This is a genomic window from Pseudomonas izuensis, assembly GCF_002356535.2.
Taxonomy (GTDB): domain Bacteria; phylum Pseudomonadota; class Gammaproteobacteria; order Pseudomonadales; family Pseudomonadaceae; genus Aquipseudomonas; species Aquipseudomonas izuensis.
This window is the reverse complement of record NZ_AP017423.2, coordinates 3,606,329-3,619,976: the sequence shown is the minus strand read 5'-3', so window position 1 is coordinate 3,619,976 and position 13,648 is coordinate 3,606,329. Positions and strand designations below refer to the sequence as shown.

General features: G+C 60.4%; 12 protein-coding genes. 6 read left to right on the top strand and 6 right to left on the bottom strand.

What is annotated here, in order from left to right; all coding sequences use genetic code 11:
• Nucleotides 1–2: 2 nt before the first annotated feature.
• The 4 genes from LAB08_RS15955 to gloB all read right to left on the bottom strand — a co-directional run bounded on the left by LAB08_RS15955 (nucleotide 3) and on the right by gloB (nucleotide 6,224).
• Nucleotides 3–1,844 carry an extracellular solute-binding protein gene (locus tag LAB08_RS15955; protein WP_096511012.1) on the bottom strand — a complete coding sequence of 614 codons (1,842 nt, stop codon included), beginning with the start codon at nucleotides 1,842–1,844 and terminating at the stop codon, nucleotides 3–5.
• On the bottom strand, nucleotides 1,841–3,649 hold the full coding sequence (locus LAB08_RS15950) for an extracellular solute-binding protein (RefSeq protein WP_436799363.1): 1,809 nt from the start codon (nucleotides 3,647–3,649) through the stop codon (nucleotides 1,841–1,843). The genes LAB08_RS15955 and LAB08_RS15950 overlap by 4 nt, the downstream gene beginning before the upstream one ends.
• Before the next feature lie 259 nt (nucleotides 3,650–3,908).
• Nucleotides 3,909–5,357 carry a LysM peptidoglycan-binding domain-containing protein gene (locus LAB08_RS15945; RefSeq protein WP_096511015.1) on the bottom strand — a complete coding sequence of 483 codons (1,449 nt, stop codon included), beginning with the start codon at nucleotides 5,355–5,357 and terminating at the stop codon, nucleotides 3,909–3,911.
• Nucleotides 5,358–5,456: 99 nt separating this feature from the next.
• A complete protein-coding gene (gene gloB / locus LAB08_RS15940) occupies nucleotides 5,457–6,224 on the bottom strand; it encodes a hydroxyacylglutathione hydrolase (protein WP_096511017.1) in 768 nt (255 codons plus the stop codon).
• Between the two features lie 65 nt (nucleotides 6,225–6,289).
• Between gloB and LAB08_RS15935 the strand changes: the two genes are divergently transcribed.
• The 5 genes from LAB08_RS15935 to LAB08_RS15915 all read left to right on the top strand — a co-directional run bounded on the left by LAB08_RS15935 (nucleotide 6,290) and on the right by LAB08_RS15915 (nucleotide 11,635).
• Complete coding sequence (locus LAB08_RS15935; protein WP_096511019.1) at nucleotides 6,290–7,048, top strand: class I SAM-dependent methyltransferase; 759 nt, start codon at nucleotides 6,290–6,292, stop codon at nucleotides 7,046–7,048.
• Between the two features lie 95 nt (nucleotides 7,049–7,143).
• Nucleotides 7,144–7,596, top strand: coding sequence for a ribonuclease HI (gene rnhA, locus LAB08_RS15930; RefSeq protein ID WP_096511021.1), 453 nt, complete (start codon nucleotides 7,144–7,146; stop codon nucleotides 7,594–7,596).
• Nucleotides 7,597–7,776: 180 nt separating this feature from the next.
• Nucleotides 7,777–8,535 (top strand): DNA polymerase III subunit epsilon, encoded by a 759-nt coding sequence (gene dnaQ / locus LAB08_RS15925; protein ID WP_096511023.1) that lies wholly within the window; start codon nucleotides 7,777–7,779, stop codon nucleotides 8,533–8,535.
• Between the two features lie 215 nt (nucleotides 8,536–8,750).
• On the top strand, nucleotides 8,751–11,006 hold the full coding sequence (locus LAB08_RS15920; protein ID WP_096511024.1) for an Orn/Lys/Arg family decarboxylase: 2,256 nt from the start codon (nucleotides 8,751–8,753) through the stop codon (nucleotides 11,004–11,006).
• Between the two features lie 14 nt (nucleotides 11,007–11,020).
• Nucleotides 11,021–11,635 (top strand): GNAT family N-acetyltransferase, encoded by a 615-nt coding sequence (locus tag LAB08_RS15915; protein WP_096511026.1) that lies wholly within the window; start codon nucleotides 11,021–11,023, stop codon nucleotides 11,633–11,635.
• Here LAB08_RS15915 and LAB08_RS15910 read toward each other — a convergent pair.
• On the bottom strand, nucleotides 11,601–12,494 hold the full coding sequence (locus LAB08_RS15910; protein ID WP_096511028.1) for a LysR substrate-binding domain-containing protein: 894 nt from the start codon (nucleotides 12,492–12,494) through the stop codon (nucleotides 11,601–11,603). The two genes, LAB08_RS15915 and LAB08_RS15910, sit on opposite strands and share 35 nt — an antisense overlap.
• Before the next feature lie 88 nt (nucleotides 12,495–12,582).
• Nucleotides 12,583–12,807: a hypothetical protein gene (locus LAB08_RS15905; protein ID WP_096511030.1), complete on the bottom strand. Its 225-nt coding sequence runs from the start codon at nucleotides 12,805–12,807 to the stop codon at nucleotides 12,583–12,585.
• Between the two features lie 182 nt (nucleotides 12,808–12,989).
• Here LAB08_RS15905 and LAB08_RS15900 point away from each other — a divergent pair, with 182 nt between their 5' ends.
• On the top strand, nucleotides 12,990–13,550 hold the full coding sequence (locus tag LAB08_RS15900; RefSeq protein ID WP_096511032.1) for an NADPH-dependent FMN reductase: 561 nt from the start codon (nucleotides 12,990–12,992) through the stop codon (nucleotides 13,548–13,550).
• Nucleotides 13,551–13,648: the final 98 nt, after the last annotated feature.

Here is a 13,648-nt window from a genome sequence, read left to right as displayed (position 1 = left end):
GATTACTCCGTGCCCGCAGGGTCGGCTTGCAATTTGGTTTCGACCTCTATGGCCGGCTTGGCATCGGGTTTGACCCACCAGGTGGCCGTGCCGATGTCATATTTGGGGGAGACCTTCGGGTGGCCGATGTGGTTCCAGTAGGCCACGCGCCAGGTCTTGATGTGCCAGTTGGGAATCACGTAGTAGCCCCATTGCAGCACCCGGTCCAGTGCGCGGGCGTGGGCCACCAGACTATTGCGCGAGTCGGCATTGATCAGCTGCTCGACCAACTGGTCGACCACCGGGTCCTTGAGACCCATGGTATTACGGCTGCCGGGCTTGTCGGCGGCCGCGGTCATCCAGAACTCACGCTGTTCGTTGCCCGGCGAGTTGGACTGCGGGAAGCTGCCGACCACCATGTCGAAGTCCCGCGAGCGCACACGGTTGACGTACTGCGAGACGTCGACCCGGCGGATCACCAGCTCAATGCCCAGGTCGCTCAGGTTACGCTTGAACGGTAGCAGCACCCGTTCGAACTCGGTCTGCGCCAGCAAAAATTCGATGCTCACCGGTTTGCCGGTCGTGTCGACCATCTTGTCATCGACGATACGCCAGCCAGCCTCTTGCAGTAATTGATAGGCCTTGCGTTGCTGGGTGCGGATCATGCCGCTGCCATCGGTGACCGGGTTCTGGAACGCTTCGCTGAACACCTGCTCGGGAATCTTGCCGCGGAAGGGGTCGAGGATCGCCAGTTGATCCGCGTCCGGCAGCCCGGTGGCGGCCATTTCCGAATTCTCGAAGTAACTGCGGGTGCGCGCGTAGGCGCCGTTGAACAGCTGCTTGTTGGTCCATTCGAAGTCCAGCAGCAGGGTCAGGGCCTGGCGCACGCGCACGTCCTGGAACACCGGGCGGCGCAGGTTGAACACGAAGCCTTGCATGCCGGTGGGGTTGCCGTTGGGAATCTGTTCCTTGATCAAGCGCCCTTCGGTCACCGCCGGGATGTTGTAGGCGTTGGCCCAGTTCTTCGCCGTCATCTCCAGCCAGTAATCGAACTGCCCGGCCTTGAGGCCTTCCAGTGCCACGGTGTTGTCGCGGTAGTAGTCGGTAGTCATCACATCGAAATTGTAGAAACCACGGTTGACCGGCAAGTCCTTGCCCCAGTAGTCCTTGACCCGCTCATAGCGCACCGAGCGCCCGGCCTTCACCTGCGTGACCTTGTACGGACCGCTGCCCAGCGGAACTTCCAGATTGCCTTTATTGAAATCCCGGGTGGCCCACCAGTGTTTGGGCAACACCGGCAACTGGCCAAGGATCAGCGGCAGTTCGCGATTGTTGCTGTGCTTGAACTTGAACAGCACCGTGAGCGGGTCTTCGGCGACGACGTCTTCGACATCGTTGTAGTAGCCGCGGTACATCGGCGCGCCATCCTTGATCAGGGTCTGGAAGCTGAACACCACGTCTTCGGCCCGCACCGGGTGGCCGTCATGGAAGCGGGCTTCGGGCCGCAGGTAGAAGCGTACCCAATCATTGTTCGGGGATTTTTCGATCTTGCCGGCGATCAGGCCATATTCGGTGAAGGGCTCATCCAGGCTCTGTCTGGCCAGGGTGTCGTAGATCAGCTCGATATCATTGGCCGATACGCCCTTGCTGATGAACGGGTTGAGGCTGTCGAAGCCACCGAAACCGGCCTGGCGGAAGGTGCCGCCCTTGGGCGCGTCCGGGTTGACGTAATCGAAGTGCTTGAAGTCGGCCGGGTACTTCGGCGGCTCGTTGTACAGGGTCAGGGCATGTTGCGGGGCGGCACAGGCCAGCCCGGCAAATAACAGGGCGCTGACCTGCAGGAGCAGGGCGCTTGCGGGTTTCATCGATCTTTCTCCGAAGATTTCAACCACCATGCACTCAGGCCCAGGGTGTAGGGCGGCGTGGTGACGAAGGCGAACCGGTTACGGTAGGCCAGGCGGTGATAATTGAGGTACCAGTTGGGAATGATGTAATGCTGCCATAACAGCACCCGGTCGAGGGCCTTGCCGGCGGCGACTTGATCATCGCGGGTCTTGGCCGCCAGCAATTGGTCGAGCAGTTGATCGACTACCGGACTGGCGATGCCGGCGTAGTTCTTGCTGCCTTTGACCGCGGCCTGGCTGGAGTGGAAGTACTGCCACTGTTCCAGGCCGGGGCTGAGGGTTTGATTCAGCGTCATCAAGATCATGTCGAAATCGAACTGGTCGAGGCGCTGTTTGTACTGGGCGCGATCCACTGTGCGCAGGCTGGCATCGATGCCGATGCTGGCGAGGTTCTCGACGTAGGGCTGGAGGATGCGTTCCAGGTTCGGGTTGACCAGCAGTATTTCCACGCGCAACGGTTGCCCGGCGCCGTTCTGCAGGCGCTGGCCGTTGAGTTTCCAGCCGGCTTCGGCCAGCAGGCCCAGGGCCTTGCGCAGGGTGTCCCGGGGAATGCCGCGGCCCTGGGTTTGTGGCAGGCTGAACGGCTGCGTGAATAATCTGGCGGGCAACTGCTCGTGCCACGGCTTGAGCAACAGCCATTCATGACCGACCGGCAAACCGGTGGCCGAGAATTCACTGTTGGGGTAGTAACTCAGCGCGCGCTTGTAGGCCCCGCTGAACAGCGTTCGATTGGTCCACTCGAAGTCGAACATCAATCCCAGCGCTTCACGGACGTTGGTGTCGGAAAACGTGGCGCGTCGGCTGTTCATGAACAGCCCCTGGGTCTGGGTCGGGATTTGATGCTGGATCTGCGCCTTGATCACGTCGCCACGGCGTATCGCCGGGAAGTTGTAGCCGTTGTCCCAGTTCTTCGCCTGATGCTCGATATAGATGTCGAACTCGCCGGCCTTGAAGGCTTCGAACGCCACATCGCTGTCGCGGTAGAACTCGACTTCCATGCGGTCGAAATTGTACTTGCCGCGATTGACCGGCAGGTCTTTGCCCCAGTAATCCTTGACCCGTTCGAACACGATCTGCCGCCCTGGCGTAACCGAAGTAATGCGGTACGGCCCGCTGCCCAGCGGCGGCTCGAAGGTGGTCGCCTTGAAATCACGACCTTTCCAGTAATGCTGCGGCAGCACCGGCAACTCGCCCAGGCGCAGGATCAGCAATGGATTGCCGGCACGCTTGAACACGAAACGAATGCGCTGCGGATTGAGGATGTCGACCCGCAGCACCTCCTGCAAGTTGGTGCGGTACTGCGGATGGCCTTCCTTGAGCAGCAAGCGATAGGAGAACGCCACGTCGTAGGCGGTGATCGGGGTGCCATCGTGGAAGCGTGCTTCGGGACGCAGGTTGAACACCACCCAGCTACGGTCCTCGCTGTATTCCACCGATTGGGCGATCAAGCCATAACTGGAGGTCGGCTCATCCCCGGACGGCGCGTACTGACCGGTGCCGACCATCAGCGGCTCATTGAGCTCGTTGATACCGTATTGGAGGAAGTTCGGCGTGGTAACCGGGCTGGTGCCCTTGAAGGTGTAGGGATTGAGCGTATCGAACGTGCCAAACGCCATCACCCGCAACGTACCGCCCTTGGGCGCTTGCGGGTTGACCCAGTCGAAGTGGGTAAATCTGGCCGGGTACTTGAGCGTGCCGAACTGCGCATAACCATGGCTTTCGCTGATCGTCGCACTTGCGGTGGAGCTCAAGGCCAGGCTGATCAGGAGCGAGAGGAGGGCACGCTTCAAGTAATGAATCCGATCCGGGCGGCTTGGGCTTTGTGGCCCGTACAGTAACAGCTTGTATGGACAGGAAAAAGACGGGGAATTTGTAGGAGCTGGCTTGCCAGCGATGGTCGTTAACGAATACGCGTGTTGATGGGTTAACCGCGTCGCTCGTGAGTGCTTCGCTGGCAAGCCAGCTCCTACAAGGAGCAGGCAAGTCTCCCGGATAAAAAAAGCCCCTGAAAATCAGGGGCTCTTTTTAGTGCGGATTCGATACCGTCAGCATCTGCCCAGGTTTCAGCGCCTGGCCAACCCGCGGGTTCCAGCGCTTGAGGTGCTGCATTTCAACGTTGAAACGCTTGGCTACGATGTACAACGAGTCACCTTGCTGAACCTTGTATTGGGATTGCGGCTTTTTCGACTCGCCCTTGGTTTTGGCGTTGGCCGCGACCACGGTATTGATGCGCCCTGCGCTATGTTTGCTGGTGTCCTGCATGACCAGGGTCTGGCCTGGCTTGAGGTTCTTGCCACTCAGCTTGTTCCAGCGTTGCAAGTCCTTGACGTCGACGTTGTTGGCCTTGGCGATGGACCCCAGGCTGTCGCCGCGCTTGACCCGATAGTTGCGTTTGACACTCGCCACCCGGGTGTCGTCGGCGCCGTCGAAGACCGGCTTGAGCGACTTCTTGCTGATCAGCTCTTCCGGACGCATGGTTTGCAGGCTGGTGGTCAGCAGCTGCGCCTTGGACGTTGGCACCAATAAATGCTGGGGACCGTCGATGGTGGTGCGCTGCTTGAAGGCCGGGTTGAGCTGGAACAGTTCATCCTCGTCGATGTTGGCCACCGCAGCCACCTTGGACAGGTCCATGCGCTGGTTGATTTCGACGACCTTGAAATACGGTTCGTTGGCGATCGGGTTGAGGTTGACGCCATAGGCTTCCGGCGCCAGTACCACTTGCGAGAGCGCCAGCAACTTCGGCACATAGGCCTGGGTTTCGGCTGGCAGGGGCAGGTTCCAGTAATCGGTCGGCAAGCCCAGCCTTTCATTACGCTCAATGGCCCGGCTGACCGTACCTTCACCTGCGTTGTAAGCCGCCAGGGCCAACAGCCAGTCGCCGTTGAACATGTCGTGCAGGCGGGTCAGGTAGTCCATTGCGGCAGTGGTCGAAGCGGTGATGTCGCGACGGCCATCATAGAAACGGGTCTGACGCAGGTTGAAGTAACGCCCGGTGGACGGGATGAACTGCCACAAGCCAACCGCATCGGCCCGGGAATAGGCCATCGGGTTGTAGGCGCTTTCAATCACCGGCAGCAGCGCCAGCTCCAGCGGCATATTACGTTCTTCAAGGCGTTCGACGATGTAATGAATGTAGAGGCTGCCGCGTTCGCCGGCGTTTTCGAGGAAGGACGGATTGCTGGCGAACCACAGGCGCTGTTGCTCGATGCGCGGGTTGACACCCAGACCGTCCTGCAGCTGGAAGCCCTGGCGCATGCGCTCCCAGACATCCTGCGGAATCTGCGGGCTCGGCTTTTCGCTGAGCCAGACCGGCTTCTGCTTGGCGCGCGCGGCAATATTCGGAGTGTGCGCCGCATCGGTCTGCGGCGCATGGCTGGAACAGCCCGCCAATGTCGCGGACACAGCCACCGCTATGGCTTGCGCCAGGCGGGTCAAAGCATCCGAATTGATGGCTTTACGAATAGAGGACGACATTGGCTGGAAGTAAGTTCCGGGCAAAAATGTCGGGCGATTCTAGAAAGCGCACCCCTAACGGTCAACCATTCATGGTTTTCGTACCATCGTGCAAGCTGTTTAGAACTTGTCTTTCCACGCTCTCAGCGTCGCAAAAACCATATCGGGCGCAGAGTTATCGGTGCCGGTCCGTTCGTCCGCTTTTTCTTTAACGGATGTTTCAGTCGCACGCAAAAACGGATTTGTGCGTTTTTCCAGGCCCACCGTGGACGGCAGCGTGATGATTCCGGCTTCCCGTTGCCGGGTGACGGTGGCCAGGCGTTCGAGGGTGTCCGGGTTGCCCGGTTCCACGGCGGCGGCGAAGCGCAGGTTGCTCAGGGTGTACTCATGGGTGCAGTACACCTGCGTATCTTCGGGAAGCGCGGCAAGGCGCGACAGCGAGCTGTACATTTGTTGGGGCGTGCCTTCGAACAGGCGCCCGCAACCGGCCGCGAACAGGGTATCGCCACAGAACAGCAGGCCGGGGCGATAATAGGCAATATGTCCCAGGGTATGACCGGGCACGGCGATGATCTCGAAGTCATGGCCCAGCACATGGATGCGATCGTTATCCTTGAGCGCGATGTCTCGCCCCGGGATGCTCTCGCTGGCAGGACCGTAGACGTTCGCGTCCGTCGCTTTCTTCAACTGTTCGACGCCGCCGACGTGGTCATGGTGATGGTGAGTGATCAGAATATCGCTCAGAACCCAGCCCGGATTTGCCGTGAGCCAGGCCTGTACGGGCGCGGCATCACCCGGGTCGACCACCGCGCAGCGCCGGGTGCTGGGGTCTTGTAACAACCAGATGTAGTTGTCGGTAAAGGCGGGCAGGGCACTGATCTGTATCATCGTCGGATTCGCCAAGCGGAAAACAATGGCGCATCTTAGAACTTCCTGGCGCGTTGGAGAATGCAATGACCGATAAAGCGTTCGCTCAGGCCGATCCTGACTGGCTGGCATTGATCAGCGCGGCCCGTGAGTGGTTGTCCGGACCTCTCGGGCAATTCTTGCTGGATGAAGAACGGCGCATGCTCGAAGAAGAGCTGGGGCGCTTTTTCGGCGGCTATCTGGTGCATTACGGTCCTTCGGCCCAGACCCCGCCCTCGGCGCCGCAGGTGCAGCGCAATGTGCGCCTGGGGGCACCGCTGCCGGGGGTCGAGATCGTCTGCGAGGAACAGGCCTGGCCGCTGAGCGAGCATGCCGCCGATGTGGTGGTGTTGCAGCACGGCCTGGATTTCTGCCTGTCGCCCCACGGCTTGCTGCGCGAAGCCGCGAGCAGTGTGCGGCCCGGCGGGCATCTGGTGATCATCGGGATCAACCCCTGGAGCAGTTGGGGGTTGCGTCATGTGTTTGCTCAGGATGCGTTGCGCAAGGCCCGCTGCATTTCTCCATCGCGGGTGGCCGACTGGCTGAATCTGCTGGGTTTCGCGCTGGAGAAACGCCGCTTCGGGTGCTATCGTCCGCCGCTTGCTTCACCCGCCTGGCAGACTCGTCTGGCCGGTTGGGAGCGCAAGGCCGGTGACTGGCAATTGTCCGGTGGCGGCTTCTATTTATTGGTCGCGCGCAAGATCGTGGTGGGCTTGCGGCCGGTCCGTCAGGAACGCCGCGAACCAATGGGCAAATTGATTCCCTTGCCGATGGCCAAGGTCAACCGCCGCCGCATCGAACCGTAATACCCACTTTAATATTTCCGGCCGGGATTTTTTCCCGGTCTCGGGCGTCGTCGATCAACGATCGGCGAGCCACCGCATTTTCTGGATAGATTGGCATGAACGATAGCGTAGAACTGTTCACCGATGGCGCCTGCAAAGGCAATCCTGGCCCGGGTGGCTGGGGCGCGTTGCTGGTGTGCAAGGGCGTTGAAAAGGAACTCTGGGGCGGCGAAGCCAACACCACCAACAACCGCATGGAGCTGATGGGCGCTATACGTGGCCTGGAAGAGCTCAAGCGCCCCTGCGACGTGCTGCTGGTGACCGACTCCCAGTACGTGATGAAAGGCATCAACGAGTGGATGGCCAACTGGAAAAAACGCGGCTGGAAAACCGCGGCGAAAGAACCGGTGAAAAACGCCGACCTGTGGAAGATGCTCGACGAACAGGTCAGCCGTCACAACGTCACCTGGAAGTGGGTGCGCGGGCACATCGGCCACCACGGTAATGAACGGGCCGACCAACTGGCCAACCGCGGCGTGGATGAAGTGCGCGGGTTCAAGCAGGCCTGACCTGAGCGCTGAACGACCGCGTCGCCGCCTTCGCGAGCAGGCTCGCACACATTTGAAATGCGTTCCCCTGTGGGAGCGAGCCTGCTCGCGAATGGGCGCAACACGGTCTATCTGAAAGACCTGGCGAGCGTGTTAACATCGTCGCTTTTGCAAGAATGACCCGTTGAGAGCTGAGCACTGATGGCCACCAGATCCGTTGTACTCGATACCGAAACCACCGGCATGCCGGTGACCGACGGCCACCGGATTATCGAAATCGGTTGTGTCGAGTTGATCGGTCGGCGCCTGACGGGCCGGCATTTTCACGTTTACCTGCAACCGGACCGCGAAAGTGACGAAGGCGCCATCGGCGTCCACGGCATCACCAACGAATTCCTGGTGGGCAAGCCGCGTTTCGCCGAGGTGGCCGAAGAGTTCTTCGAGTTCATCAAGGGCGCGCAGCTGATCATCCACAACGCGGCGTTCGACGTTGGCTTCATCAACAACGAATTCTCCCTGATGGGCCAGCACGATCGTGCGGACATCACGCAACACTGTTCGATCCTCGACACCCTGATGATGGCCCGGGAACGTCACCCAGGACAGCGCAACAGCCTCGATGCCCTGTGCAAGCGCTATGGCGTCGACAACTCAGGCCGTGAACTGCACGGCGCCTTGCTCGACTCGGAGATCCTCGCCGACGTTTACCTGACCATGACCGGCGGCCAGACCAGCCTGTCCCTGGCCGGCAATGCGTCCGATGGCAATGGTTCCGGTGAAGGCGCGGACAATTCGGCCACTGAAATTCGTCGGCTGCCGGCCGACCGCACGCCAACCCGCATCATTCGCGCCAGTGAAGACGATCTGGCCCGGCACGCGGCGCGCCTGGAAATCATCAGCAAATCCGCGGGTGGGCCGGCGCTGTGGTTGCAATTGGCCGAGGCTGAAGCGCAGGCCTGATGTACCACGCATTTGTGGGAGCATGGCTTGCTCGCGATGGCGTCTGTGAAATCGCCATCGCGGGCAAGCCTTGCTCCTACAGAGAGCGGTCAGTGGCCACAAATGGGTGCGACAACTGACCCGCTTTGGGGCGTTGCGCTCGCCACATCCGCTTCAACCCTCTACCCTGAGGTGATTGGCAGGCTCTGGTCTGCCGCCTCGGGACACTGAGCCACATGTATAAAGATCTGAAATTCCCGGTCCTGATCGTCCATCGCGACATCAAGGCCGATACCGTCGCCGGCGATCGGGTGCGGGGTATCGCCCAAGAGCTGGAGCAGGAAGGTTTCAGCATCGTCTGCGCGGTGAATTACACCGAAGGGCGCCTGGTCGCTTCAACACATCACGGTCTTTCGTGCATGTTGATCGCGGCGGAAGACGCCAGCGCTCATTCCCATTTATTACAGAATATGGCCGAGCTGATCGGGTTGGCGCGAGTGCGTGCACCTGATTTGCCGATCTTCGCCCTGGGCGAACAAGTGACCCTGGAAAACGCGCCCGCCGACGCCATGGCCGAGCTCAATCAGTTGCGCGGGATTCTCTACCTGTTCGAAGACACCGTACCCTTTCTCGCAAGGCAGGTGGCGCGGGCTGCGCGCAAGTACCTGGACGGGTTGCTGCCGCCGTTCTTCAAGGCGCTGGTACAACACACCGCCGATTCCAACTATTCGTGGCACACCCCCGGTCATGGCGGGGGCGTGGCGTATCACAAAAGTCCTGTGGGGCAGGCGTTTCACCAGTTCTTCGGTGAAAACACCCTGCGTTCGGATTTGTCGGTCTCGGTGCCGGAACTCGGTTCGCTGCTGGATCATACCGGACCGCTGGCCGAGGCGGAGGCTCGCGCAGCGCGCAACTTCGGCGCCGATCACACCTTTTTCGTGATCAATGGCACCTCGACCGCCAACAAGATTGTCTGGCACTCCATGGTCGCTCGCGATGACCTGGTGCTGGTGGACCGCAACTGCCACAAGTCGGTGCTGCACTCGATCATCATGACCGGCGCCATCCCGCTGTATCTGTGCCCTGAGCGCAATGAGCTGGGAATCATCGGCCCGATTCCGCTGAGCGAGTTCAGCCCGGAATCGATTCGGGCCAAGATCGACGCCAGCCCGCTGACCAGGGGCCGCGCGCCCAAGGTCAAACTGGCGGTGGTCACCAATTCGACGTATGACGGCCTCTGCTACAACGCTGAACTGATCAAGCAGCAACTGGGCACCAGCGTCGAGGTGCTGCACTTCGATGAGGCCTGGTACGCCTACGCGGCGTTCCATGAGTTTTTCGCCGGGCGCTACGGCATGGGCACCTCCCGCAGTGACGACAGTCCGCTGGTGTTTACCACCCATTCCACCCACAAGCTGCTGGCCGCCTTCAGTCAGGCATCGATGATTCACGTGCAGGACGGTGGCGCGCGGCAGCTGGACCGTGATCGCTTCAACGAAGCGTTCATGATGCACATCTCCACGTCGCCGCAGTACGGCATCATCGCCTCGCTGGACGTCGCTTCGGCGATGATGGAAGGCGGGGCCGGGCGTTCGCTGTTACAGGAAATGTTCGACGAAGCCCTGAGTTTTCGTCGGGCGCTGGCCAATCTGCGCCAGCACATCGCAGCCGATGACTGGTGGTTTTCCATCTGGCAGCCGCCATCGGTGGAAGGTATCGACCGGGTTGTGACCGAAGACTGGCTGTTGCAACCAGAAAATGACTGGCACGGCTTTGATGACGTGGCCGACGATTACGTGTTGCTCGATCCGATCAAGGTCACCCTGGTGATGCCTGGCTTGACCGCGGGCGGCGCTCTCAGTGAGCGCGGGATTCCGGCGGCGGTGGTCAGCAAGTTCCTCTGGGAGCGTGGCCTGGTGGTGGAAAAAACGGGCTTGTATTCGTTCCTGGTGCTGTTCTCCATGGGCATCACCAAGGGCAAATGGAGCACGCTGCTCACCGAACTGCTGGAGTTCAAGCGCAGTTACGATGCCAACGTCAGCCTGTCGACGTGCCTCCCCTGCGTGGCGCAGGAGAACCTCGCACGCTATCAGGGCATGGGCCTGCGTGATCTGTGCGATCAGTTGCACGCTTGTTATCGCAGCAACGCCACGGCCAAACATCTCAAGCGCATGTACACCGTGCTGCCGGAGATCGCCATGAAACCGGCAGACGCCTATGATCAATTGGTGCGTGGCGAAGTCGAGGCGGTGTCGATCGACGCCCTGGATGGGCGTATCGCTGCCGTGATGCTGGTGCCGTACCCGCCGGGGATTCCGCTGATCATGCCCGGCGAACGCTTTACCGAGGCGACCCGCTCGATCATCGACTACCTGGCGTTTGCTCGCACGTTCGACAGCAGTTTTCCGGGGTTCGTCGCCGATGTGCACGGCTTGCAACACGAAGATGAGGGCAATGGACGGCACTACACCGTCGATTGCATCAAGGAATGAGGACCTATCCGAGTATGCAACCTGTCATTAATCCAAATCACCCGGGGTTGTCGGTGCGCGTCGCCGATGAAGGCTTTGCCGCCTACATCTGGGGCAGTGATTTCAGTTTTGAAGTGGCTGCCTACGGTGTGCCCGAAATAGGCCGGCCGGTGGAACAGTGGCGGTTGACGCCCATCACGCCGTACCGTAAATGCTATGGCATCGATCCTGAAGAGTTCAGCAGTTTCCGCGACGCCGCCGACAGCGCAATATTCATGGCCTTCCTGGATGACGAGCCGGTGGGGCACCTGGTGATCAGCACCAACTGGAACGGTTTCGCCCATATCGATGAGCTGGCGGTGCATGCCCCGGCGCGCCGCCACGGCGTGGCCAAGGCGTTGCTGGATGTGGCGAATTTCTGGAGTCGCAAGAAGAAGCTGCCGGGCATCATGCTGGAAACCCAGAACAATAACCTCGGCGCGTGCCGCTTGTATGAGCGTTGCGGCTACGTGATTGGTGGTATCGATCACCTGCGTTACCGGGGCATCGACCCCAATACTGCCGAGGTGGCGTTGTTCTGGTATCGCGTGTTCGACAACCCGCTGGAAAATCCGATCAGCTCCCCAGCATCGCCACGGCTTGTTCCGTGACGATACCCAACAGGGTCTGGACGGCGGGCGAGGGCTCGCCGTTCTTCAGGGTCAGGGCGTAGACGCTGACCGGTACCGCGGGTGCCAGTGGGCAGGCGTCGAGTCCGGCGGATTTGGCGCCGAGGGCCGTGAAGGGATCGACGATGGCCAGGCCTTCCCCGGCTTCGACCATGCTGCGCATCATCTGATGCGTCTGGACCCGGGTCTGAATCACCGGCGCCGGGCGCAGGGCGTGCAGTTTGTGCTCCAGGGCCGGGCTCAGTGGATCATGACCGTCAAGGCCGACCATCGCCTGGCCAGCCAGATCCTGTAGCGAAATGTACTTCTGTTTCGGTTGCAACCAGCCATGGGGGGCCAGCAGTTGCAGCTTGCCCTGGGCGATCACCTGGCAATGAATCTCGGCGCGATCCGGATCATGCAGGCTCAGACCCAGGTCGCTTTCGCGCAGCAACAGGCTTCTGACGATGTCACGGGTGGGATGGCTCAGGAGGGTGCAGGGGACGTCGGGCAAACGCCGGCGCAGGGCCGCAATGCTTTGCGGCAACAGTTGCTGGGCCAGAGGCGGTGTGCAAATGATGCGCAGTGGCGCAGCCTGGTATTGTCGAAGACTGTTGGCCAGGCGCTGCACCGGTTCGAGCGCGTCGTAGACATGGGCAATTTCCACCTGCAACTCCCGCGCTTCGCGGGTGGCCTGCAAGCGCCCGCGCACGCTGGAGAACAGCATGAAACCCAACTGATCCTCGGCTTCGCGCAAAATGCGTTCGACTTCGGTCACCGGCAACTGCAGCCATTCGGCGGCGGTGCCCAGGTGACCGGTCTGCAGGAGCGCCTGGATCACTTCGATATGGCGTAAACGCATGCGTGAAGTCCATGTTCAGCAGGTGAAGGAGTCAGTGACTGAATCCTAACCCAAGTCCGCGCATATGACTTCTGCTCATAACGCCGGGTTATGAAGCGACGATCGATTCCGGTTCGCGGGTCAGCATTACGCCGGTTTGCACCAACTGAAATTCATTGTCGTCGAGCTTGTTCACGCGGTCGCCAATCGCCAGTTTGTACGTGGTGACACACGTGCCGTCAGCCGACGGGGTGGAATCCTGGAACTCATGTACGGAATAAATGCGGCCTTCCGCGTCTCTTGCATGGAACTGACCGACGAGTACTGCTGCCATCTGCTTAGAACCTCTGGAGATAAAACGCTTGATTTGCGGCTTTGTAGACCGCCACCGAGCACGGTAAGTTTTCCTACGTAAAAAAAATAATCAGGACGCGGATATACCTGTGTTCACTGGTTGATCCGTCGCCTGATCATCTATAACTACAGGCTCCTCCCACGGACTATCGAGAATCTTCCATGAGCAATGTCTATAACGTCGCCGTAGTGGTCGGCAGCCTGCGCAAAGCCTCGATCAACCGCAAGGTTGCGCTTGCGCTGGCGGAACTGGCGCCGGCCAACCTCAAGCTGAACATTGTCGAAATCGGCGATCTGCCGCTCTACAACGAAGACATTGATGCTGATTCACCGCCGGCAGCCTACAGGACTTTCCGACAACAAGTGAGCTCATCCGACGCGGTGCTGTTCGTCACCCCGGAATACAACCGCTCGGTGCCGGCCCCGATGAAGAACGCCATCGACGTGGGCTCGCGTCCGTACGGCAAAAGTGTCTGGAGCGGTAAGCCGGGGGCGGTATTCAGTGCTTCGCCGGGTGCGATAGGCGGGTTTGGGGCGAACCATCATTTGCGCCAGTCCATGGTGTTTCTCGATGTACCGATGATGCAGCAACCGGAATCTTACCTGGGCGGCGCCGGTTCGGCGTTTGACGAGGCGGGCAATCCGTCTGAGTCGGTCAGGCCGTTTCTGCAAAAATTCATTGATTCCTACGGGAAATGGGTAGAGCAGCACAAGAAGGTGTGACAAACCCCTGTAGGAGCAGCCGGTCGACGCTCGATTGCTCGCGAAGACGGAGTGTCAGGCAAATCAACATTGACCGATACGACGCCTTCGCGAGCAAG